This is a genomic window from Rhodococcus sp. NPDC055112 (assembly GCF_053607505.1).
The window spans coordinates 1-21311 of the sequence record NZ_JBSGTR010000081.1; the positions used below are offsets into that span (position 1 = coordinate 1).

At 71.1% G+C, this 21311-nt stretch carries 20 protein-coding genes; 14 read left to right on the forward strand and 6 right to left on the reverse strand.

Going from position 1 to position 21311, the window contains the following annotated elements; genetic code table 11:
• Positions 1–71: 71 nt before the first annotated feature.
• From ACWFRB_RS24350 to ACWFRB_RS24360, 3 genes are read right to left on the reverse strand one after another with little or no spacing between them, the layout of a single operon-like run.
• Complete coding sequence (locus ACWFRB_RS24350) at positions 72–1316, reverse strand: glycosyltransferase family 4 protein (protein ID WP_452643808.1); 1245 nt, start codon at positions 1314–1316, stop codon at positions 72–74.
• A complete protein-coding gene (locus ACWFRB_RS24355; protein WP_452643809.1) occupies positions 1313–2842 on the reverse strand; it encodes a 1,4-alpha-glucan branching protein domain-containing protein in 1530 nt (509 codons plus the stop codon). Before ACWFRB_RS24355 ends, ACWFRB_RS24350 begins: the two co-directional genes overlap by 4 nt.
• Positions 2843–2874: 32 nt before the next feature.
• A complete protein-coding gene (locus ACWFRB_RS24360; protein ID WP_452643824.1) occupies positions 2875–3684 on the reverse strand; it encodes a class I SAM-dependent methyltransferase in 810 nt (269 codons plus the stop codon).
• Positions 3685–3958: 274 nt separating this feature from the next.
• Between ACWFRB_RS24360 and ACWFRB_RS24365 the strand changes: the two genes are divergently transcribed.
• From ACWFRB_RS24365 to ligA, 8 genes are all read left to right on the forward strand, one after another.
• The gene (locus ACWFRB_RS24365; RefSeq protein WP_452643810.1) at positions 3959–4759 is read left to right on the forward strand and encodes an electron transfer flavoprotein subunit beta/FixA family protein; all 801 of its coding nucleotides are present in this window, start codon (positions 3959–3961) and stop codon (positions 4757–4759) included.
• Between the two features lie 44 nt (positions 4760–4803).
• Complete coding sequence (locus ACWFRB_RS24370; RefSeq protein WP_097213606.1) at positions 4804–5760, forward strand: electron transfer flavoprotein subunit alpha/FixB family protein; 957 nt, start codon at positions 4804–4806, stop codon at positions 5758–5760.
• A gap of 128 nt (positions 5761–5888) precedes the next feature.
• Positions 5889–6704, forward strand: a complete 816-nt coding sequence (locus tag ACWFRB_RS24375) for a GNAT family N-acetyltransferase (RefSeq protein WP_452643811.1) — start codon at positions 5889–5891, stop codon at positions 6702–6704.
• Positions 6701–7564, forward strand: a complete 864-nt coding sequence (locus ACWFRB_RS24380) for a lysophospholipid acyltransferase family protein (protein WP_452643812.1) — start codon at positions 6701–6703, stop codon at positions 7562–7564. The genes ACWFRB_RS24375 and ACWFRB_RS24380 overlap by 4 nt, the downstream gene beginning before the upstream one ends.
• A gap of 64 nt (positions 7565–7628) precedes the next feature.
• Positions 7629–8888 carry a cysteine desulfurase family protein gene (locus ACWFRB_RS24385; protein WP_452643813.1) on the forward strand — a complete coding sequence of 420 codons (1260 nt, stop codon included), beginning with the start codon at positions 7629–7631 and terminating at the stop codon, positions 8886–8888.
• On the forward strand, positions 8888–9976 hold the full coding sequence (mnmA, locus tag ACWFRB_RS24390) for a tRNA 2-thiouridine(34) synthase MnmA (protein WP_452643814.1): 1089 nt from the start codon (positions 8888–8890) through the stop codon (positions 9974–9976). Before ACWFRB_RS24385 ends, mnmA begins: the two co-directional genes overlap by 1 nt.
• A complete protein-coding gene (locus tag ACWFRB_RS24395) occupies positions 9973–10995 on the forward strand; it encodes a methionine synthase (protein WP_452643815.1) in 1023 nt (340 codons plus the stop codon). Before mnmA ends, ACWFRB_RS24395 begins: the two co-directional genes overlap by 4 nt.
• A 99-nt stretch (positions 10996–11094) precedes the next feature.
• Positions 11095–13188, forward strand: a complete 2094-nt coding sequence (gene ligA, locus ACWFRB_RS24400) for an NAD-dependent DNA ligase LigA (protein WP_452643825.1) — start codon at positions 11095–11097, stop codon at positions 13186–13188.
• Positions 13189–13253: 65 nt separating this feature from the next.
• Here the strand turns inward: ligA and ACWFRB_RS24405 are convergent, their stop codons facing one another.
• Complete coding sequence (locus ACWFRB_RS24405) at positions 13254–14513, reverse strand: hypothetical protein (RefSeq protein WP_452643816.1); 1260 nt, start codon at positions 14511–14513, stop codon at positions 13254–13256.
• A 139-nt stretch (positions 14514–14652) separates the two neighbouring features.
• Between ACWFRB_RS24405 and ACWFRB_RS24410 the strand changes: the two genes are divergently transcribed.
• Positions 14653–15588 carry a MerR family transcriptional regulator gene (locus ACWFRB_RS24410; protein WP_452643817.1) on the forward strand — a complete coding sequence of 312 codons (936 nt, stop codon included), beginning with the start codon at positions 14653–14655 and terminating at the stop codon, positions 15586–15588.
• Between the two features lie 27 nt (positions 15589–15615).
• Here the strand turns inward: ACWFRB_RS24410 and soxR are convergent, their stop codons facing one another.
• Complete coding sequence (soxR, locus tag ACWFRB_RS24415; RefSeq protein WP_452643818.1) at positions 15616–16089, reverse strand: redox-sensitive transcriptional activator SoxR; 474 nt, start codon at positions 16087–16089, stop codon at positions 15616–15618.
• Positions 16090–16176: 87 nt separating this feature from the next.
• Here soxR and ACWFRB_RS24420 point away from each other — a divergent pair, with 87 nt between their 5' ends.
• The 3 genes from ACWFRB_RS24420 to ACWFRB_RS24430 all read left to right on the forward strand — a co-directional run bounded on the left by ACWFRB_RS24420 (position 16177) and on the right by ACWFRB_RS24430 (position 18527).
• Complete coding sequence (locus tag ACWFRB_RS24420; RefSeq protein ID WP_452643819.1) at positions 16177–16878, forward strand: SDR family NAD(P)-dependent oxidoreductase; 702 nt, start codon at positions 16177–16179, stop codon at positions 16876–16878.
• Positions 16875–17975, forward strand: a complete 1101-nt coding sequence (locus tag ACWFRB_RS24425) for an S-adenosylmethionine:tRNA ribosyltransferase-isomerase (protein WP_452643820.1) — start codon at positions 16875–16877, stop codon at positions 17973–17975. The genes ACWFRB_RS24420 and ACWFRB_RS24425 overlap by 4 nt, the downstream gene beginning before the upstream one ends.
• 63 nt (positions 17976–18038) lie before the next feature.
• Complete coding sequence (locus ACWFRB_RS24430; RefSeq protein WP_452643821.1) at positions 18039–18527, forward strand: GNAT family N-acetyltransferase; 489 nt, start codon at positions 18039–18041, stop codon at positions 18525–18527.
• An 18-nt stretch (positions 18528–18545) separates the two neighbouring features.
• Here ACWFRB_RS24430 and ACWFRB_RS24435 read toward each other — a convergent pair whose 3' ends face one another.
• Positions 18546–19196 (reverse strand): amino acid-binding protein, encoded by a 651-nt coding sequence (locus tag ACWFRB_RS24435; protein ID WP_452643822.1) that lies wholly within the window; start codon positions 19194–19196, stop codon positions 18546–18548.
• 293 nt (positions 19197–19489) lie between these two features.
• On the opposite strand from ACWFRB_RS24435, the gene gatC reads away from it, so the two are divergent.
• The gene (gene gatC, locus ACWFRB_RS24440; RefSeq protein WP_027499190.1) at positions 19490–19789 is read left to right on the forward strand and encodes an Asp-tRNA(Asn)/Glu-tRNA(Gln) amidotransferase subunit GatC; all 300 of its coding nucleotides are present in this window, start codon (positions 19490–19492) and stop codon (positions 19787–19789) included.
• Complete coding sequence (gatA, locus tag ACWFRB_RS24445; protein ID WP_452643823.1) at positions 19786–21258, forward strand: Asp-tRNA(Asn)/Glu-tRNA(Gln) amidotransferase subunit GatA; 1473 nt, start codon at positions 19786–19788, stop codon at positions 21256–21258. Before gatC ends, gatA begins: the two co-directional genes overlap by 4 nt.
• The last annotated feature ends 53 nt before the right edge of the window (positions 21259–21311 follow it).

The following is a 21311-nucleotide window of genomic DNA, read 5'->3' on the forward strand; positions in this document are numbered from 1 at the left end:
GAGGCGCTACGCGCCTGTGCGCGGTTGACGAGTCCCTGGACTCATCAACCGCGCACAGGCGGCGGAGCCGCCTAGCGGCCGGGGAGCGGCCGCTGGGGGATGTCGGGGCGTGCCAGCGGGTGTCGCACCCGTCGCTTGGCGCTCAGGTAGACCTGCGCGGTGTCGAGCGCCACGCTGTGCCAGTCGAAGTCGGCGGTGAGCCGTTCGCGGGCCGCCTCGGCCCGGCGCTGTGCGGCCGCGGGGTCGTCGAGCACCTCGCGCACCGCCGACGTCAGTCCCTCGACGTCGCCGGGCAGGAACGACATGCCCGTGACGCCGTCGACGACTGCCTCGCCGAGCCCGCCCGCGGTGGAGGTGACCAGCGGGGTGCCCGCCGCCGCCGCCTCGAGCGCGATGATGCCGAACGGCTCGTACCGGCTCGGCAGCACGATCGCGTCCGCCGCGTGCAGCCAGCCCAGCAGCTCGGTGTGGTCGAGACTGCCGAGGAAGGTCACCGAGCGCAGGACCCGGTTGGACCGCGCCTCCTGCTGCAGCCACTCGAACTGGGTGCCCTCACCCGCGACGGCCAGCGTGGTGCCAGGGTGGCTGCGCCGGATCCGGGGCAGCGCGGCGATGATGTCCTGCACGCCCTTCTCGTACTCGAGCCTGCCGACGAACAGCAGCCGCGGCGGGCCGGAACGCGGCGCGCGCTGCCGGTAGTTCCATGTGGTGACGTCGATCCCGTTGCGGATCACCGTGATCGGCGGCAATTGCGGACCGTATAGCTCGGTGACCTCCTCCTCCATCGAGGCGGAGCAGGTGATGATCGCGTCCGACTCGTTGGCCAGCCACCACTCCACGGAGTGCACCTGACGGTTGATCGTCCCGGAGATCCAGCCGCTGTGCCTGCCTGCCTCGGTGGCGTGCAGCGTGGAGACCAGCGGCACGTCGAAGTACTCGGCCAGCGCGATCGCCGGGTGCGCCACCAGCCAGTCGTGCGCGTGCACGACATCGGGCAGCCAGCCGTCGCCGAGCCCGGGCTTGCCGAGCGCGACGCCGGCGCGCACCATGGCGTGCCCCATCGCGAGGGTCCAGGCCAGCATGTCCTCGCCGAACACGAAGTGCGCCGGGTCCTCGGCGACCGCCACCACGAGGACACCCTCCGAGATGTGGGTGATGGTCGGGTGGGTGGACGCGTCGGTGCCGGTGGGGCGCCGCGAGAGCACGACCACCTCGTGACCTGCCTGCACCAGCTCGGTGGCCAGGTGGTGCACGTGCCTGCCGAGCCCGCCGACCACCACCGGCGGGTACTCCCAGGAGACCATCAGGACCTTCATGCGGGACCGCCGATCGCGTCGTCGGGGAGCCGCCGGGCGTCCAGCGAGGGGAACAGCCCGTCGGCGTGGTTCCAGCCGTCGGCCAGCTGCCGCGCTCGGTCCAGGTGGCCCGCGGCGACGGCGCCCGCGATCTCCCGGGTGGCGTGGGCGTGCAGGTGCGCGCGGTCACGGGCGTACCCGGCGGCGGAGTCCTTGCTGACCATGAACGCCCAGTCGCTCTGCACGGTCATGATGGCCTCGCGCAGGATCTGGTCGTTGACCCGATCCCGCAGTTCCGGCCGACCGGGCGCGCGTTGCGCCCCGCGGGCCTTGTCCACCGCGTCCAGTGCGGTCTGCACGACCTCGGTGTTCAGCTGGACCAGGTCGGCGACCTGATCGCCTGCCCAGACCCGCCAGTCCTTGCCGCTACCCCAGGAGGAGTCCGCGAGCTGGACCGGTTCGCCGACGAAGCCGGCCGCCCTGGCATCGGCGAGGGTGCCGACCGGGATGCCCGCCTCCGGCAGCGCGCGCAGGACCTTCTCCAGCCACTGCGGACCCTCGAACCACCAGTGTCCGAACAGTTCGGTGTCGAAGGCGGCCACCACGAGCGCGGGCCTGCCGATGCGTTCGCTCTCCGAGCGCATCCGGGACCTGACCGTGTCGACGAAGTCCGCGACGTGCCGGTCGATGGCGGCGGCCGCGAGCTCGGGGTCGTACGGCGCCTTGTCCTTCGAGTCGACGGTGCGCCCGGTGACCCGTGCGGGCTTGAGCCCGGTGTCGTGGTCGTAGGTGTGGAAGTCGCGGTAGGCGCCGTCGCCCGGGTAGCCCGACTTCGGCGACCACACCCGATACGAGACCTGCAGGTCGCGGCCGAAGGCCACCACGTCGGATTCGCGAACCGGGCGGCCGAGGGAGGTGTCCCCGCGCAGCGACGGGCCGTCCACCATGAAGTGCTGCACGCCCGCGGCGTCGTACTCCCGCTCCATCCCGGGCGTGTAGCCGCATTCGGGTGCCCAGATCCCGGAGGGCTTTGTGCCCCAACGCGCCTTCGCGTCGGCGAGGCCCTCGGTGAGCTGGAACGAGCGCAGCCGCGGATGGAGCAGCGGCTGGAACGGATGGGCCAGCGGTCCGCCGAGGAGCTCGATGGCGTCGGCGTCGACGAGCCCGCGCAGCACCGGCGAGCCGCCGTGCGCCCAGCGCTCCTCGAAGTCGGTCAGCGCCTCCGCGGCGAGTCGGTGCTCGCGCGCACCGAGGTCGCGGTGCGCCTGGTCGCGCATGCCCGCGGCCTCGTGGGCGCGCAGCTGCCAGTTGCCCAGCCAGTGGTGCATCCCGGCCAGGCAGTGCGGGTCGTCGAGCTGGGCCGCCAGCACCGGGGTGATGCCGAGGCTGAGCAGCCGGGTGCGGCCCTCCGCGGCCAGCGTGCGCAGCACGCGGGCCACGGGCAGGTAGGTGGCCGCCCAGGACTGGTAGAGCCATTCCTCGCCGACGGGCCACCTGCCGTGGTTTGCCAACCACGGCAGGTGTGAGTGCAGAACCAGGCAGAACATGCCCGGCTCCTGCGCAGCTCCGGTCGGTTGGCTCACCCTGACACCGCGGGCTTCCGTGCGATGGCGACCAGGTCCAGGCTGGCGTCGATGTCGGGCTCGATGAGCGCGAAGTCGTCAACGGTGATGGCCTCGACGTCCGCGACGAGGTCCGCCGGCCACGGCTCGCCTGCCAGCGCGCGGTCGATCTGGGCGTCGATGAAGGAGCCGCCGTGCTTCTCGTCGAGCTCGCGCAGGCGGGGCCCGTGGTGCACGCCGGTCATCAGGTCGACGACGAAGCCGGCCTCTTCGAGGAGTTCGGTCATCTCGGCGGCGTTGAGCTCGCGGGTGTGGAACGGGTTGAGCGGGGTGTCCCGGCCGGGGGAGAAGGTGATCCGGTTCGGGGTGCTGATCAGCAGCTCGCCGCCGGGGGTGAGCACGCGGAAGCACTCGGCCAGGAACTGGGCCTGGTCCCACAGGTGCTCGATCACCTGGAAGTTGACCACGATCCCGACGCTGGCGTCGGGCAGCGGGAGGTCCGCGAGGTTGCCCTGGCGCATGTCGATGCGCGGGTAGCGGGCACGCACGTGCTCGACGGCGGAGGTGTCGTAGTCGAGCCCGATGACCTTCTCGGCGACATCGGCAATCATGTTGGCGCCGTAGCCTTCTCCGGACCCGGCCTCGAGAACGACGCGGCTGGCGCAGCGCTCGAGCAGCTGTCGGTACACCACCTCGTGACGGCGGAACCAGTAGTTCTCCTCGGGCACGCCTGGGACGGTGCGCTCGCCGGTCAGCGGCAGGGTCGCTTCGCTCGGCTGCGGGGTCGCCTCGGCAGCCGTCGGGTTGTATTCGGCGTCGACGGACATGGCCGGGGTCGAGACAGATGAATCGCTCACCGTTGGGAGGTTAGTGCCCTCGGTGTCAGAACTGGTCGGGGTGGTCCACATCACAGGCATGAATGATCCTCCTGGCCGTTATGGTGGACGAGGTTTCCCACCCAAGTTACTCGCGGGTAACTTAACATGGGGTAATCTGACGCACACCCGACGTGCGAACGAGACGGTTACGCGAGCGCTCCTCCTCGACGTGGAGCTGCTCTCGATCATCAGGCAGAAATACACAGGAGGTCGACGAAGACCCATGACGAACATCGTCGTTTTGATCAAGCAGGTTCCTGACACCTGGTCCGAGCGCAAGCTCACCGATGGTGACTTCACGCTGGACCGCGAGGCCGCGGACGCCGTGCTCGACGAGATCAACGAGCGCGCGGTCGAGGAGGCCCTGCTCATCAAGGAGGCGCAGGGGGGCGAGGTGACCGTGCTGTCCGCCGGCCCGGACCGCGCCACCGATGCCATCCGCAAGGCGCTGTCCATGGGTGCCGACAAGGCCGTTCACATCAACGACCCGGCCCTGCACGGCTCCGACGCCATCCAGACCGGCTGGACCCTGGCCGCCGCGCTGGGCCAGATCGGCTTCGAGAACGATGAGCCGGCCGACCTGATCATCGCAGGCAACGAGGCCACCGACGGCCGCGTCGGCGCCGTTCCGGCCATCATCGCCGAGTACCTCGGCATCCCGCAGCTCACCCAGCTGCGCAAGCTCACCGTCGCCGACGGCAAGGTCACCGGCGAGCGCGAGACCGACGAGGGCATCTTCGGCCTCGAGGCCTCGCTGCCCGCCATCGTCTCGGTCACCGAGAAGATCAACGAGCCGCGCTTCCCGTCCTTCAAGGGCATCATGGCCGCGAAGAAGAAGGAAGTCTCGGTCCTCACCCTCGCCGACCTCGGCGTCGACCCGGAGACCGTTGGCGTCGCGAACGCGGGCACCACCGTCACCGCGTCCACCCCCAAGCCCCCGCGTACCGCTGGTGAGCGCGTCTCCGACGAGGGCGATGGCGGCAGCAAGATCGCCGCTTACCTCGTCGGCCAGAAGATCATCTGATCGCGCCCCTCAACCAGCAGACCCACACGTAGGAGAAGACAGCAATGGCAGAAGTACTTGTGCTCGTCGAGCACGCCGAGGGTGCGCTCAAGAAGGTCAGCACCGAGCTCATCACCGCAGCGCGCGCGCTCGGTGAGCCGGCCGCGGTCGTCGCGGGCCCGGCCGGAACCGCGGCGAAGCTCGCCGAGGCGCTGGCTGCCGCGGGCGCCGCGAAGATCTACGTCGCCGAGTCCGATGACATCGACGGCTACCTGATCACCCCGAAGGTCGACGTCCTCGCCGCCCTGGTCGAGTCCGCCGGACCGGCCGCCGTGATCACCGCCGCCACCACCGAGGGCAAAGAGGTCTCCGGACGTCTGGCCGCGCGGATCGGTTCCGGCCTGCTCAGCGACGTCATCGAGGTCAAGGCCGACGGCAGCGCCGTGCACTCGATCTTCGGTGGCGCGTTCACCGTCGAGGCCAAGGCCAACGGCGAGGTCCCGGTCATCTCGGTTCGCCCGGGTGCCGTCGAGGCCCAGCCGCAGGCCGGGGCCGCCGAGCAGGTCACCGTCGAGGTGCCCGCTCAGGACGAGAGCGCCGTCAAGGTGACCTCGCGCAACCCGATCGTCGGCGGCGACCGCCCCGAGCTCACCGAGGCGTCGGTCGTCGTCTCCGGTGGCCGTGGCGTCGGCAGCGCCGACAAGTTCAGCGTGGTCGAGGAGCTCGCCGACTCGCTCGGCGCCGCGGTCGGTGCCTCGCGTGCCGCCGTGGACTCGGGCTACTACCCGGGCCAGTTCCAGGTCGGTCAGACCGGTAAGACGGTCTCCCCGCAGCTGTACATCGCGCTCGGCATCTCCGGCGCCATCCAGCACCGCGCAGGCATGCAGACGTCGAAGACCATCGTCGCCGTCAACAAGGACGAAGAGGCCCCGATCTTCGAGATCGCGGACTACGGCGTCGTCGGCGACCTGTTCAACGTCGCACCGCAGCTCACCGAGGCGGTCAAGGCTCACAAGGGCTGATCCCGCGTCACCTTTCGGCGGCCCCGTTCCCTGGTTGGGAGCGGGGCCGCCGTCGTGTTCACCGAAGTTGCATCGACACGACACCGACCTGATGCCGGGAGGCCGCCCGGCTCGGTGACTCTTCGGGCATGACGACAACGCCGGTCCTCATCAACGATTGCCCGAGCGTCACCACCGTCCCCAGATACACCCTGCTGCTGTCCTCGGACCGCGAGCACCGGATCGCCGCCCAGCGGCTGCGTTACCGGGTGTTCGCGGCCGAACCGGGCTTCGAAGGCGCGGTCCGCGGCATCTCCGACGGTCTCGACGCCGACCACTTCGACGAGTATTGCGATCACCTGCTGGTGCGCGACGAGCTGGCCGACGAGGTCGTCGGCTGCTACCGGATGCTGACCCCGGACGCCGCGATCGCCGCCGGCGGGCTCTACACCGCCACCGAGTTCGACCTCGCCGCGCTCGATCGGCTGCGCCCGCAGCTCGTCGAGATGGGCAGGGCCTGCGTGCACCCCGATCACCGCTCCGGTTCGGTGCTGGGCCTGATGTGGGCGGGCATCCTCAACTACCTGGAGCTCACCGGCTACCGCTGGGCCATGGGGTGCGTGTCGGTGCCGATGCAGGCCCGGCCGAGCGATCTGCCCGGCGCGAACGTGCGCGGGGTCCGCGACCGACTTCTCGACGCGCACGCCACCGCCCCGGACCTGCGGGTGCGTCCGCTGCGGCCGGTGCCCGGCCTGGACGAGATCGCGGCCCCCGCCCGCACGGTGCTGCCCCCGCTGCTCCGCGGGTACCTGCGCCTTGGCGCCTCGATCTGCGGGGAGCCCGCCTACGACCCCGACTTCGGCGTCGCCGACTTCGTGGCCCTGCTGGGCATGACGGAGGCCGACGAGCGCTACCTGAGCCGGCTGCGGTCGGCCGCCGCCGCCGTCCCGATGATCGTCCGATGACGCACGACTGGATGCCCTCGAGCCCCTGTGGGGACGGCTGCCTGCCCACCGCGACGGAGCGGGCAGGCCTGGCCCGGGTGGTCGCGCGGTGCGCGATGCTCGCGGCGATGTTGCTCTCGCTGCCCGTCCTGCTTGCGGGCGGGGTGCTGCCGGGAACCTGGCGTCGCTCGCTGCAGCGCGGCTACTCGAGGGCCGCGCTGCGCGGGCTCGGGGTGCGGCTGCGGGTCCGCGACGAGCGCGGCCTCGACCTCGATCCGGGGGAACGGGGAGTGCTGGTGGTGGCCGGGCACGTCTCCTGGGCGGACGTGCTCGTGCTCAGCGCGCTCGGGCCCGCCGACTTCGTGGCAAGGGCGGACCTGCTGGACTGGCCGCTGCTCGGGACGTTGGCGCGGCGGATGCGGATCATCCCGATCGACCGGGCACGGCTGTCCGAGCTGCCCGGCGCGGTCGACGAGGCCGCGGAGCGGCTGCGGGCCGGTGGGCGGGTGGTGGCCTTCCCCGAGGGCACCACCTGGTGCGGGCGTGCCTACGGCAGCTTCCGCCCCGCCCTGTTCCAGTCCGCGGTCGAGGCGGGCGCGCTGGTGCAGCCCGTCGGGATCAGGTACTGCACGCCGGACGGGCGGCTGGACACCACGGCCTGCTTCGTCGGGGATCAGACGCTGGCCGGGTCGCTGCGCCGGACCATCGGGTTGCGCAGACTCGACGTCGAGGTGCTGCTCGCGCCGCTGGAGGAGCCGGGCGCCGACCGCAGGGAGCTGGCGCGGCGCTGCGAGCGGGCGGCGCGCGAGATCCTCGGCGCGGACCTGACCGTGCAGGACATCCTCGACAGCATGGAGGGCCGTCAGACCGCGGCGGCGTGAGCGGGCCTACCAGCACAGTCGCGGTCGCAGCGGACCCCGGGCGACGGGCTATCCTGGTCAGGTCATGACAACGCCCCACCCGAGCTCCTCCGACCGCAGTGACGCCACCCTGCGGTCCAGCGCGCCATCCCAGGTCTACCTCGATCACGCTGCGACGACACCGATGCTGCCCGAGGCCATCGAGTCGATGACCGCGGTGCTCGCCACGGTGGGCAACGCCTCCTCGCTGCACGGCTCGGGCCGCGCGGCCCGCCGCCGGGTGGAGGAGGCGCGAGAGTCCATCGCCGCCGACCTCGGCGCACGGCCGTCTGAGGTCATCTTCACCTCCGGCGGCACCGAGAGCGACAACCTGGCCGTCAAGGGCATCTACTGGGCCCGCCGCGACGCCGACCCGCGCCGCCGCAGGATCATCGCGGGCGCCGTCGAGCACCACGCCGTGCTCGACGCGGTCGAGTGGCTGGTCGAACACGAGGGCGCCGAGGTCACCTGGCTGCCGGTGGACCGGCAGGGCAGCATCGACCCCGACGCGTTGCGGGTCGAGCTGGCCGCGAGCGCCGACGAGGTCGCGCTCGTCACCGTCATGTGGGCGAACAACGAGGTCGGTTCGATCATGTCGATCGCCGAACTCGCCGGCGTCGCCACCGAATTCGGGGTACCGATCCACAGCGATGCGGTGCAGGCCGTGGCCCAGCTGCCGGTGGACTTCGCGGCCAGCGGTCTTTCCGCGCTGAGCATCGCCGCGCACAAGTTCGGGGGGCCGCAGGGCGCAGGAGCGCTGTTGCTCGGTCGCCAGGTGCCGTGCGTGCCGCTGCTGCACGGTGGCGGCCACGAGCGCGACCTGCGGGCGGGCACCCTGGACACCGCGGCGGTGGTGTCGATGGCAACCGCCCTGCGGAAGACGGTGTCGGACATGAATTCTCGCTCCGCCGAGCTGATCAGGCTGCGCGAGCGGCTGATCGCCGGGGTGAGCGCGGCCGTGCCGACCGCGGTGCTGAACGGCCCGGTCGGCGATCAGCGACTGCCCGGCAACGCGCACTTCACCTTTCCCGGCTGCGAGGGTGACTCGCTGCTGATGCTGCTCGACGCGGCGGGGATCGAGTGCTCGACCGGGTCGGCGTGCACGGCCGGGGTCGCCAGCGCCAGTCACGTGCTCATCGCGATGGGCGTCGCCCCGACCGTCGCGCGCGGGTCGTTGCGGTTCTCGTTGGGACACACCTCGACCGCTTCCGATGTCGATGCGTTGATCGCGGCGTTGCCGCAGGTGGTCGAGCGGGCCAGGATGGCAGGCCTGGCGGGCGCCGGGGCCAGGGGAGGGGCACGCTGATGCGGGTACTGGCGGCGATGAGTGGCGGAGTGGACTCCGCGGTGGCGGCGGCGCGAGCGGTGGCCGCCGGACACGAGGTGGTCGGCGTGCACCTGGCACTGTCCACGGCACCGGGGACCCTGCGTACCGGATCACGCGGTTGCTGCTCCAAGGAGGACGCCGGGGATGCGCGCCGCGCCGCCGACATCCTCGGGATCCCTTTCTACGTATGGGATTTCGCGGACCGTTTCAAGGAAGACGTGATCGAGGACTTCATCGAGTCCTACGCCGCGGGCGAGACGCCGAACCCCTGCCTGCGCTGCAACGAGAAGATCAAATTTGCCGCCCTCGCGGACCGCGCGATCGCGCTCGGTTTCGATGCGGTCGCGACCGGTCACTACGCGCGCCTGGAGGAGGGCGTGCTCCGCCGTGCGGTCGACGCCGACAAGGACCAGTCGTACGTCCTCGGCGTGCTCACCGCCGAGCAGCTCTCCCGGGCGATGTTCCCGGTCGGTGACACCCCGAAGCCGCAGATCCGCGCCGAGGCCGCCGAGCGCGGGCTCGCGGTCGCGGACAAGCCCGACAGCCACGACATCTGCTTCATCCCGTCAGGGGACACCCGGGCCTTCCTCGGCGCCAAGATCGGGGTCCGGCCCGGCAAGGTCGTCGACGCGGACTCCGGCGAGGTGCTCGCCGATCACGAGGGCGTGCACGGGTTCACCATCGGCCAGCGCAAGGGACTGGGTGTGCAGGGCCCCGCGGCCGACGGCAAGCCGCGCTACGTCACCGCCATCGAACCCGAGACCGGCACCGTCACGGTCGGTTCGGCCGAGCGCCTGCAGGTCTGGTCGATCGCGGCCGAGCGCGCGATCTGGACCTCCGGCTCGGCGCCGCAGGGACCGATCGAGTGCGTGGTGCAGGTCCGGGCGCACGGCGGACTGGCCGAGGCCGTGGTCGTGCCCGTCGACGGCGGACTCGACGTGCAGCTGCGCGAGCCGCTGACCGGCGTGGCCAGGGGGCAGGCCGTCGTGCTGTACCGGCCGGACCCCGCAGGTGACGAGGTCCTCGGTAGCGGCACCATCGTCGGAACCGGCGCGGACCGTCGGTGACGGCACCGTCCATCCCGGTCGGCGTCGCGACCGGCGTCGGTTCCTGGCCCGGCACCGATCCGCGGGAGGCCGCCGCAATCGTGGTTGGCGAGTTGCCTGCCCTGCCGCACCTGGTCGAACTGCCCGACCGCGGCGTCGGCGCGGACATGATCGGCCGCGCGGCCGCGCTGCTGGTCGACCTGCCGCTGGACACCTCCACCACCGCCTACCGGCTCGCGCAGCGTCCGGGAGCGGTCACGCGTCGGGCCCGCGACCTGCTCCGGCGCGACCTGGACGCGCTCGAGGAGGCCTGGGAGGTCGCCGGGCGCCGGGGCACCGATCAGCCGGTGAAGGTCCAGTCGGTCGGGCCGCTGACGCTGGCGGCACAGGTCGAGCTGTCCGGCGGGCACCGCGTGCTCACCGACGCGGGCGCGCTGCGCGACCTCGCCGAATCGCTGGCCGAGGGGCTGCGCGTGCACGTCGCCGAGGTTGCCCGCAGGCTCGGCTCGCCGGTCGTGGTGCAGCTCGACGAGCCAGGACTGCCCGCGGTGCTGGCCGGTTCGCTGGCAGGCGTCTCGATCCTGCAGACCCCTCGCGCGATGCCGGAACCGGAGGCGCTCGCCGTGCTGTCGTCGGTGATCGACCGGCTGGAGTCGCCGGTGCTGGTGCACTCCTGCGCCGCCGGTCTGCCGCTGGGGCTGCTGCGTCGCAGCGGGGCCGCGATGATCGGATTGGACCTGAGCGAGCTGACGGTCGCTGACCTCGACGGGGTCGGTGAACTGCTCGAGGACGGCATCGCGCTGGCCCTGGGGCTGGTCCCGACCCTCGGCGCCGAGCCCGCGCCTGGCTGGCGCGAACTCGCCGAGCCCGCGGTGACACTCGTCGACCGGCTGGGGTTCCCGCGATCCGTCCTCGCATCGCAGGTGACGGTGACGCCGCGATGCGGCCTCGCGGGCGCGAGCCCGGAGTGGGCGCGGGCGGCGCTGCGCCGCGCTGCCGAGCTGACGAGGGCGTTCGCCGACGGCGCCGAGTTCGACTGAATCGGACCCGCGGGCGTCCGCTCGAGCGGCGGCGTTGTCTGCCTGCTGCGATAACCTTCCGGCGTGGACGAGAACGCAGCCAAGGGGTCTGAAGCAGCACTGTCAGCGGCGACCTCCGACGAGCGCGACGAATGGCAGCGGCTCGCGGAGGAGGTGCGCGAGCATCAGTTCCGCTATTACGTGCGGGACTCGCCGATCATCTCCGACGGAGAGTTCGACGCCCTGCTGAACCGGCTGATCGCGCTCGAGGAGTCCCGGCCCGACCTGCGCACTCCCGATTCGCCCACCCAGCTCGTCGGCGGCGGTTTCGCCACCGAGTTCACCGCGGTCGACCACCTCGAACGAATGCTGAGCCTGGACAACGTCTTCGACGAGGAGGAACTGCGCGCCTGGGTGCGTCGGGTGGAGGCCGATGCCGGTTCCGACCTGCACTACCTGTGCGAGGTGAAGATCGACGGTGTCGCGCTGAACCTGGTCTACGAGAACGGCAGGCTGGTGCGCGGCGCCACCCGCGGCGACGGCCGCACCGGCGAGGACGTCACCCTCAACGCGCGCACGATCGAGGAGATCCCGCACGTGCTGACGCCGAGCGAGGAGTTCCCGATCCCGTCGCTGCTCGAGGTCCGCGGCGAGGTGTTCTTCCGGCTCGAGGACTTCGAGGCCCTCAACGCGTCGCTGGTCGCGGAGGGCAAGGCGCCGTTCGCCAATCCCCGCAACTCGGCGGCCGGATCGCTGCGGCAGAAGAACCCGGCGGTCACCGCCAAGCGGCGGCTAGGCATGATCTGCCACGGGCTCGGCCGGATCGAGGGCTTCGCGCCTGCGTCCCAGCACGACGCCTACACCGCGCTGGCGGCCTGGGGGCTGCCGGTGTCCACGCACACCGCGCGGGTCCGCGGCGTCGACGAGGTGGTGGCGAGGGTCGCGTACTGGGACGAGCACCGCCACGACGTGGAACACGAGATCGACGGCCTGGTGGTCAAGGTCGACGAGATGGCGCTGCACCGGCGGCTCGGGTCCACCTCGCGGGCGCCGCGCTGGGCCATCGCGTACAAGTACCCGCCGGAGGAGGCCACCACCCGGCTGCTCGACATCCGTGTCAGCGTCGGCCGCACCGGCCGGGTCACCCCGTTCGCCTACATGGAGCCGGTGACGGTGGCCGGCTCGACCGTCTCGCTCGCGACGCTGCACAACGGGTCCGAGGTCAAGCGCAAGGGCGTGCTGATCGGCGACATGGTGGTCATCAGGAAGGCGGGGGAGGTCATCCCGGAGGTGCTCGGCCCCGTGGTCGACGTGCGTACCGGGGACGAGCGCGAGTTCGTGATGCCAACACACTGCCCCGAGTGCGGCACCGAGCTGGCACCCGCCAAGGAGGGCGATGCGGACATCCGGTGCCCGAACCAGCGGTCCTGCCCGGCGCAGTTGCGGGAGAGGGTCTTTCACGTGTCGGGCCGCGGCGCCTTCGACATCGAGGTGCTCGGCTACGAGGCGGCGACCGAGCTGCTCAAGTCGGGCGTGATCACCGACGAGGGCGACCTGTTCTCGCTCACCGCCGAGGATCTGATGAAGACCTCGCTGTTCACCACCAAGGCGGGGGCGCTGTCGGCGAACGGGCGCAGGCTCCTCGACAACCTGCACTCGGCCAAGGACAAGCCGCTGTGGCGGGTGTTGGTGGCGCTGTCCATCCGGCACGTCGGGCCCACCGCGGCCAGGGCGCTGGCCTCAGAGTTCGGCAGCCTCGAGCGGATCGAGAACGCCTCGGTGGAGGAACTGGCGGCCGTGGACGGCGTCGGCGGCACCATCGCAGCCGCCGTCGTCGAATGGTTTGCGGTGGACTGGCATCGCGAGATCGTCGAGAAGTGGCGCGCCGCAGGGGTGTCGATGGAGGACGCCCGCGACGAGTCGATCGAGCGCAACCTCGAGGGGCTTTCTATCGTGGTCACCGGATCGCTCGTCGGGTTCACCCGCGACGGCGCTAAGGAGGCCATCCTGATCCGCGGTGGCAAGGCCGCGGGCTCGGTGTCGAAGAAGACCGCGTTCGTTGTGGTGGGCGAGGCCCCGGGTTCCAAGCACGACAAGGCGATCGAGCTCGGGGTGCCGGTGCTCGACGAGGACGGGTTCCGGCTGCTGCTCGAGGGCGGTCCGGATGCTGTCACGCAGGCGAGCGGGGAGGGCGACGCCGACACCGCCGGGTAGCCCGAGCATCGGGCGGACGACACGGGCGCGTTGATCTACCGTCGATCTGTTGGCTCGACGGTTTCTCAGCCCCGACACGCTGGACTTCCAGGAAATGCCGGAACACCGAACCGGCAACCGACCCCGGTGACGGCGGCCATCCGCTCGACCGGATTTCTGACCTCAAGGGCAGGCAGTAGGCCGTCGTTCACGAGTGCCTGTTTGGTCGCGGGCGTGGTTGCCTCGGCGTCGAGGGTTCCGCGGATCCGTGCGAACTCGACGAGTTCGTCATAGACCATCGACAGCGCCGCTTCCGTGGTCTGGTCCTCCGGCTCGAGGCCGGCGAAATCCACACCGGTCTCGTACTCGTGGCGGACCGCGTGTGGGCCCTGGTCACAGGTGGGTTTGTTCAGATCGATGCGGAAATCCGGCCGGTCCGGCGCGGGCGGGGTGATCGTGCCGGCATCGGTGCAGGCGTGGTGCGAGATGCGATCACCGAGTGCGTGGATGTAGATGCCGATCCTCGCGTTCCAGGAATCGTCACCGATCCAGGAGTCGAATTGCGACGATCGAACGTCGCCGGAGATGACCTGCTCTCCTGTGGTGTTGGTGAACGGGATCGCGACCGGGCTCTGCACGCTGTACACGCCGTTGATCTGCGCGGGCTGCGGGTCGTCGTAACAGGCTGCGCCGGTGGCATAGTCGCCGTTCGCCGAACGGTTGGTGAAGCCGGCCGTGCACAGCGGGGTGCCGCTGCCAGGCCCGGCCATGGCCCACCGCCGGACGTGCGTGAGCATGACCTCGTGTGCGGGATCGTCGACGTCGGGTCGCAGCCCGTTGGACCCGGGATCGAGCGGCCCAGGCATCGTCGGGAGGAAGTGGAAGAGGAACCCTCCGGTGGCGAAATGCGTACGGACCAGACCGCCGATGTCCTTGGTGGTCAAGGCGGCCGCGTCGGCGACGAGCTGGCCGTTCACGTCGCGTGGCGCAAACGTGCCCAGGTCCGTCGCCTCGTCGTACGCCGCGATCCAGTACGCATCGCGCTCCGAGAAGCCGACGGTGCGGGCGATGATGTAGGTCGAGTCGGCGTGCACGAGGCTGCGCCCGCCGAGCGGCTGTCGCAGCGTGTACCCATAGCGCGCGAACGCCTCGAGGCCGCAGATCGGCCCGTTCGGATCGTCAAGGGGACACGGGGGCGGCAAGGGTGAACAGCTGTGCGGCGGAGCGCCGCCAGGGGAGTAGCAGATGTCCTCGGCGAAGCCCTGCGCCTGAGGCGGAGCGATCACCAACGCTGCGGCGGCCAGCGCCAGCGCCACCGTGGCCGATCTCCGAATGTGTCCATTCATCGACAAGCGCCTTTCCGGTCGCCGCGTTCATCCAGGCTAGCATCGACGCAACGGTTTCGGAGCTCGTTTCCGCAGGTCGGAGCGATGACCGCGGCACGGGACTTGAGTCTCCCGCCGCGGGAGACGCGAGAGTGGGGACATGGACGACGACGCGCTCTACTCGATCGGTGATCTGGCCAGGCGAACCGGACTGACGGTCAAGGCCATTCGGTTCTATGCGGATCGGGGGATCGTGCCGGCGACCGGCCGCAGTCCGGCGGGCTACCGGCTCTATGACGTCGACGCGGTCGCGCGGCTCGACCTCGTGCGGACATTGCGCGAACTGGGACTGGACCTGGCCACGATCAAGGGCGTCCTGGACCGCCAGACCTCCCTGCCCGAGGTGGCGGCGGCGCACGCGGAGGCACTGGCGGCGCAGATCCGGACGCTGCGCCTGCGGCGGACGGTGTTGTCGGTGGTGGCCAAGCGTGGCTCCGGACCGGAGGAGATGCGGCTCGTGCACAAGCTGGCCAAGCTGTCCGAGTCCGAACGGCGAAGCCTGATAGGCGATTTCCTCGACCACGCCTTCGGCGGGCTGGACGCCGATCCCGCATTCGAGGGGATGATGCGCTCGATGACCCCGGAACTGCCCGACAATCCCGAGGCCGACCAGGTCGAGGCGTGGGTGGAACTGGCCGAGCTGTCCTGGGATCCGGACTTTCGCGCCGTCATGCGGGAGATGGCGAGCGGCCACGCAGACGACCGTGCGCACGACGGCCGCGCGGGAGTACACCGCGAGATCGTCGCCGTCGTCCGTGACCACGCCGAGCCGATGCTGGCAACGGGGATGGACCCGGCCTCGCCCGCGTCCGACCCGGTGGTGGCGGAGGTGACCGCGGACTACGCCCGACTGCGCGGCCATTCCGACGACGACGTCGCGCTTCGGCGGCGGCTGCTGTCGCGGCTGGAGGCCGCGAACGACCCACGCCGGGAGCGCTATCTGCGGCTGCTCGCCGTGGTCAACGGATGGGCCGCGCCCGACAGTTCGGCGGCCGCGCTCGACTGGTTCGTGCGCGCCCTGCGCGCCAGGCTGTAGGAGTAGGGGCGGGGAGACGAGGCGCGTTCAGGCGGTACGGTCCGCGTCGTCGCGGTGCAGTGCCTTCGGCAGGTAGGCCGCGCCCGGTCCGTAACTCGCGGCGGCGTCGCCCGGGTTCGACAGCGCGCACGTCTTGAGGGAGAGGCACCCGCAGCCGATACAGGAGTCGAGCCCGTCGCGCAGCGCGATCAGGGCGTCGATCTGCTCGTTGAGCCTGCCGCGCCAACTCTGCGAGAGTCTCGTCCAGTCGGCCCGGGTCGGGGCACGCCCGTCCGGCAGCTGCGCGAGCGCCTCGGCGACCTCGTCCAGGCTGAGCCCGATGCTCCTGGCGGCGCGGACGAAGGCGATCCTGCGCAGCACGCTGCGCTGGTAGCGCCGCTGATTGCCCGACGTCCTGCTCGACGAGATCAGGCCCTGGTCCTCGTAGTACCTCAGTGCGGACGGGGCAAGGCCGCTGCGCCGCGCCACCTCGCCGACGGTCAGCAGATCCGTGGTGCGCATGGGCAGCTCCTCACCTGCGGTCCTTGACATCAAGTGAACTTGAGCTTTCAGGATGGTCCCAGGAGTCACCGGACGCAAGGAGCACTGATGAACGACACCTACACGGCGTTGATCACCGGCGGATCGGCCGGCCTCGGCAGGGCGGTGGCGCTCGCGCTGGCCGACCGGGGCTGGCAGGTGATCATCACCGGCCGCAACGCGGCGCCACTCGAACGGGTCGCGGCGCACGCGAACGGGATCACCACGTGCCAGGGCGATGTCACCGATGCCGGGCACCGTCGACGGCTCGCCACGGAGATCGCGGCCCGAGGGCGACTGGACCTGCTGCTCAACAACGCCAGCGCCCTCGGACCGAGCCCGATGCCCGCGCTCGCGCAGTACCCGGAGGCCGAGCTCGCGGCCGTGTTCGCGACGGACGTACTCGCGCCGTTGGCGTTGATCTCCGCGCTGCTCGAACCGGTGACCCGCGCGGGCGGGGTGATCGTGAACGTGTCGTCCGACGCGGCGGTCGAGGCCTATGAGGGGTGGGGCGGATACGGCGCGGCGAAGGCCGCCCTCGACCACGCGACGGCGGTGCTCGCCGTGGAGCATCCGGAGCTTTCGGTGTACGCCTTCGACCCGGGCGACATGCGCACCGCGATGCACCAGGCGGCGTTCCCCGGCGAGGACATCTCCGACCGGCCCGAACCCGAGACGGTGGTGCCCGCGCTGATGCGGTTGCTCGACACCCGACCGGCGAGCGGCCGCTATCGCGCGGCCGACCTGCTGACCGGGGCGGCATCGTCGTGACGGAGGTGGGGTTCGAGGCCGCGGCCGGGCCAGACTTCGTGCTGCCGGACCGGCTGGAGGCGAGCGGCCCGCCGGAGAGCCGCGGGCAGTTGCGGGACACCGTGCGCCTGTTGGTTGCCGAGGGGGAGCGGGTGGCACACACCCGTTTCCACGAGTTGCCGAAATATCTGCGTGCCGGCGACGTGGTGATCGTGAACACGTCGGCCACCCTCGCCGCCGCGGTCGACGGCACCGTCGACGGTGTCGGCCGGGTGGTCGTGCATTTCTCCACGCCGCTGGACGACGGCGCCTGGGTGGTGGAGGTGCGCGCGCCTGGTCCGGCCACCGGGCCGCTCGGCGCCGCCGCGGCGGGCATGCGCATTCGCCTTCCGCTCGGCGCGCAGGCAACGCTGCGGGAACCCTGGCCGCGGAAGTCGATCAGGCTGTGGCGCGCGGAGATCGACGGCGTCGCGGACGTCGCGCGGGATCTGCTGGCGATCGCAGGCCGGCCGATCACCTACGCGTACGTGCGGGAGCGGTGGCCGCTGCCGTACTACCAGACCATCTTCGGAAGGGATCAGGGGAGTGCGGAGATGGCCAGCGCGGCAAGGCCGTTCACGCACGCGATGATGACCGAGCTGGCCGTGTCGGGGGTGGCGGTCGCGCCGATCCTGCTGCACACCTCGGTCTCATCGGCCGAGCCAGGAGAGCCGCCGATCCCCGAGCGGTACGAGGTTCCCGAGTCGACGGCCCGGCTGATCAACGATCGACACGCCGCAGGGGGACGGGTCATCGCGGTCGGCACCACGGTGACCCGCGCCCTCGAAACCGCGGCCACCGAGCGCGGGGCCGCGGTGGCAGGGGCCGGCTGGACCGACCTGGTGCTGAGCGCGCGGCGGCCGGCCCGGGTGGTGGACGGCTTGGTCACGGGCTGGCACGCGCCGGGCGCGTCGCACCTGATGCTCCTCGAAGCGGTGGTGGGCCCAGCGGCGGTGCGCAGGGCCTACGACGCCGCGCTCGAGGAGGAATACCTGTGGCACGAGTTCGGGGACAGTGCGTTGTTGCTGCGGGCAAAAGCCCAGCTCGCGAGCCTCACGCCGACGGCGGCACGCGGGTGAGGTTGTTCACAATCGGCCCGCACGCGTGACGGAAACCAACGAAACTCCTGCGATAGTGACCCCATGATCGAGATTCGCCCCGCAACGCCCGCCGACTACGACACCGTCGGCGAGCTGACCGTCGATGTCTACGTCGACGGTGGATTCGTTTCGGACACGAGCGCGTACGTGGACCGCCTGCGCGATACCGCGACCCGCGCGGAGCACGCCGAGGTCGTGGTGGCCGTGGCCGGTGACGAGATCGTCGGTTCGCTGACGATCGCCGAGCCGGGCACCCCCTTCGCCGACGTCGCGGAGCCGGGCGAACTGGAGTTCCGGATGCTCGCGGTCGCGCCGACCGCCCGCGGCAAGGGCGTGGGCTCGGCACTGGTGAAGCACGTCCTGGACGAGGCCTACGACCGCGGGCTCGCGCGCGTGGTGATCTCGACGGAGGCGGACATGGTCGACGCCCGCCGCATCTACGATCGCAACGATTTCGTCCCCGCGCCCCAGCGTGACTGGGAGCCGATGCCGGGTGTCCCGCTCACCGTGCTGGTGCGCGAGTTCGTCTGAGCCCGCGACAGCCCCGGACTAGCTGAGCACGGTCGCCACGATGCCGGCCAGGTAGCCGAGCCGCGCGATCTCGGACGGCCGGAACTCCGGTCCGCCAGGCCTGCCGAGCAGCAGCGCCTGGTCGGAATGCCCGAGGGGGGCCGCCGCGAGCGTGGTGTTCATGTCCTTCCACACCGTCGGCACCCAGTCGGCCTCGCCGTCGAGGACCGTCGGCTTGGTCAGTGGCATCCATGGCGCCTCCCCGGCATGGGTTTCGGGAGCTCCCGAACTGCCGACCACCCGGAACGTCCCGCGTGAGCCGATGCCGATCACCGTCGCCCAGCCGACCCGCAGTACGCGGGGGGCGCCCTCGACGAGGACCTGGAGCCGGTCGTCGGTGGCCGTGGCGACCTGATCGATCAGCTCCAGTTCCCGGTGGGTGTCGAGGATTCCGGTGTAGGGCCGGATCGAGTCGACGCGCACGCCGGCGAGCTGCTCCGCTGCGGTCAGCAGCGTGTCCGGCAACGAGCCGTGCGCCACGTCGACGACGAGGTCGTCCACGGCGTACCCGGCGCCCCGCTCGACCACGTCGAGGGAGAGGATGTCGGCTCCGACCGAGCCGAGCGCGACGGCCAGCGAGCCCAGGCTTCCTGGACGATCGGGGAGCTGGACACGCAGGAGATACGACACGGGGCGTTCCTTCGATGGCGGGTGGTCGGGGAACGGTGGGTTCGCCCTGACCCCATCCTTGCACCGTTGCCGGTCCGCGTGCGGCCCGGACGTGTCCGCGAATTCGCCGCTGCCCGTCGGATTCCCAGCTCGCCGCGGTTCGGTGACACGGGCGACATGTGATCGTTCCGTCGCGGAAATGAAGTCGCGTCGCGGCCGGGGCGCGTCCTGCCCCGGCTCTGGCTGCGGCGGCCGGGCGGCGACGCTCTAGGCTAGGGGCGATCGCTGTCTCCGACCTGAAAGGGGCCCACGCGGTGCCTGCCATCTCCCGTGACGAGGTCGCCCACCTCGCCCGGCTGTCCCGGCTCGCGCTGTCCGACGCCGAACTCGACGAGTTCGCCGGCCAGCTCGATTCGATCCTCAGCCATGTCAAGACGGTGGCCGAGGTCGCCACGGACGATGTGCCGCCCTCCGCGAACCCCAACGCGATCACCAACGTGACCCGCCCGGATGTCATCGTTCCCGGACTCACCCCCGAGCAGGCGCTCTCCGGCGCGCCCGCCGTCGAGCAGGACCGTTTCGCCGTGCCGCAGATCCTGGGGGAAGAGCAGTGACCACCGACCTGACCGGCCTGGACGCCTCCGTCCTCGCCTCGAAGATTCACGCCCGCGAGGTGTCCTCCGTCGAGGTCACGCAGGCGCACCTGGACCGCATCGCCGCGGTCGACGGCGAGATCAACGCCTTCCTGCACGTCGCGGGGGAGCAGGCGCTGAGCGCGGCCAAGTCCGTTGACGACGCGCTCGGCTCCGGCCAGGCGCCCGCCTCCGCGCTGGCAGGTGTCCCGCTCGCGCTCAAGGACGTGTTCGCCACCACCGACATGCCCACCACCTGCGGATCGAAGATCCTCGAGGGCTGGGTGTCGCCGTACGACGCGACGCTGACGACCAAGCTGCGCGAGGCCGGCATCCCGGTGCTCGGCAAGACCAACATGGATGAGTTCGCGATGGGCTCGTCCACCGAGAACTCGGCCTACGGGCCCACCCGCAACCCGTGGGACACCACCCGGATCCCGGGTGGCTCCGGCGGCGGCTCGGCCGCCGCGCTCGCCTCGAACCAGGCGCCGCTGGCCATCGGCACGGACACCGGCGGATCGATCCGTCAGCCCGCGGCCGTGACCGCCACCGTCGGCACCAAGCCCACGTACGGCACGGTGTCCCGGTTCGGTCTGGTCGCGTGCGCGTCCTCGCTGGACCAGGGCGGCCCGTGTGGCCGCAGCGTCCTCGACACCGCACTCCTGCACGAGGTGATCGCCGGCCACGACCCGCGCGACTCCACCTCGGTGAACGCGCCGGTCCGTCCGGTGGTCGAGGCCGCCCGTCAGGGTGCGAGCGGCGACCTCAAGGGCGTGCGCGTCGGCGTCGTCAAGGAATTGCACTCGGAGAGTTACCAGCCCGGCGTCATCGCCTCCTTCGACGCTGCCGTCGCGCAGCTCACCGAGCTCGGTGCCGAGGTCGTCGAGGTCTCCTGCCCGAACTTCCTGCACGCGCTCGCGGCCTACTACCTGATCCTGCCGAGCGAGGTGTCGTCGAACCTGGCGCGCTTCGACGCGATGCGGTACGGCATGCGGGTCGACGACGGCAACATGAGCGCCGACCAGGTGATGGCCGCGACCAGGGCCGCCGGATTCGGCAAGGAGGTCAAGCGCCGCATCATGATCGGCACCTACGCGCTGTCCTCCGGCTACTACGACGCCTACTACGGCTCGGCGCTGAAGGTCCGCACACTCATCGCGCGCGACTTCGACAAGGCCTACGAGTCGGTCGACGTGCTGGTCTCGCCGACAAGCCCCTTCACCCCGTGGAAGCTGGGGGAGAAGGTCAACGATCCGCTGGCGATGTACCTCTCCGACCTGTGCACCCTGCCGACCAATCTGGCCGGGCACTGCGCGATGTCGGTGCCCTCGGGCTTGTCCGCGGACGACGGGCTGCCCGTCGGCTTGCAGATCATGGCCCCGGCGATGGCCGACGAGCGGCTGTACCGGGTGGGCGCTGCCTACGAGACCGCCCGCGGCGCGATCAAGTAGATCGAGTAGCGCTGCGCGAACTGTGCGCGATCGGTACCCCGGTGCGGGTACCG

Excerpts from the sequence above, each read along its gene's own strand:
- ACWFRB_RS24350 (WP_452643808.1), bottom strand. The coding sequence starts at position 1,316 with ATGAAGGTCCTGATGGTCTCCTGGGAGTACCCGCCGGTGGTGGTCGGC.
- ACWFRB_RS24355 (WP_452643809.1), bottom strand. The coding sequence starts at position 2,842 with ATGTTCTGCCTGGTTCTGCACTCACACCTGCCGTGGTTGGCAAACCAC.
- ACWFRB_RS24360 (WP_452643824.1), bottom strand. The coding sequence starts at position 3,684 with ATGTCCGTCGACGCCGAATACAACCCGACGGCTGCCGAGGCGACCCCG.
- ACWFRB_RS24365 (WP_452643810.1), top strand. The coding sequence starts at position 3,959 with ATGACGAACATCGTCGTTTTGATCAAGCAGGTTCCTGACACCTGGTCC.
- ACWFRB_RS24370 (WP_097213606.1), top strand. The coding sequence starts at position 4,804 with ATGGCAGAAGTACTTGTGCTCGTCGAGCACGCCGAGGGTGCGCTCAAG.
- ACWFRB_RS24375 (WP_452643811.1), top strand. The coding sequence starts at position 5,889 with ATGACGACAACGCCGGTCCTCATCAACGATTGCCCGAGCGTCACCACC.
- ACWFRB_RS24380 (WP_452643812.1), top strand. The coding sequence starts at position 6,701 with ATGACGCACGACTGGATGCCCTCGAGCCCCTGTGGGGACGGCTGCCTG.
- ACWFRB_RS24385 (WP_452643813.1), top strand. The coding sequence starts at position 7,629 with ATGACAACGCCCCACCCGAGCTCCTCCGACCGCAGTGACGCCACCCTG.
- mnmA (WP_452643814.1), top strand. The coding sequence starts at position 8,888 with ATGCGGGTACTGGCGGCGATGAGTGGCGGAGTGGACTCCGCGGTGGCG.
- ACWFRB_RS24405 (WP_452643816.1), bottom strand. The coding sequence starts at position 14,513 with ATGAATGGACACATTCGGAGATCGGCCACGGTGGCGCTGGCGCTGGCC.
- ACWFRB_RS24410 (WP_452643817.1), top strand. The coding sequence starts at position 14,653 with ATGGACGACGACGCGCTCTACTCGATCGGTGATCTGGCCAGGCGAACC.
- soxR (WP_452643818.1), bottom strand. The coding sequence starts at position 16,089 with ATGCGCACCACGGATCTGCTGACCGTCGGCGAGGTGGCGCGGCGCAGC.
- ACWFRB_RS24420 (WP_452643819.1), top strand. The coding sequence starts at position 16,177 with ATGAACGACACCTACACGGCGTTGATCACCGGCGGATCGGCCGGCCTC.
- ACWFRB_RS24430 (WP_452643821.1), top strand. The coding sequence starts at position 18,039 with ATGATCGAGATTCGCCCCGCAACGCCCGCCGACTACGACACCGTCGGC.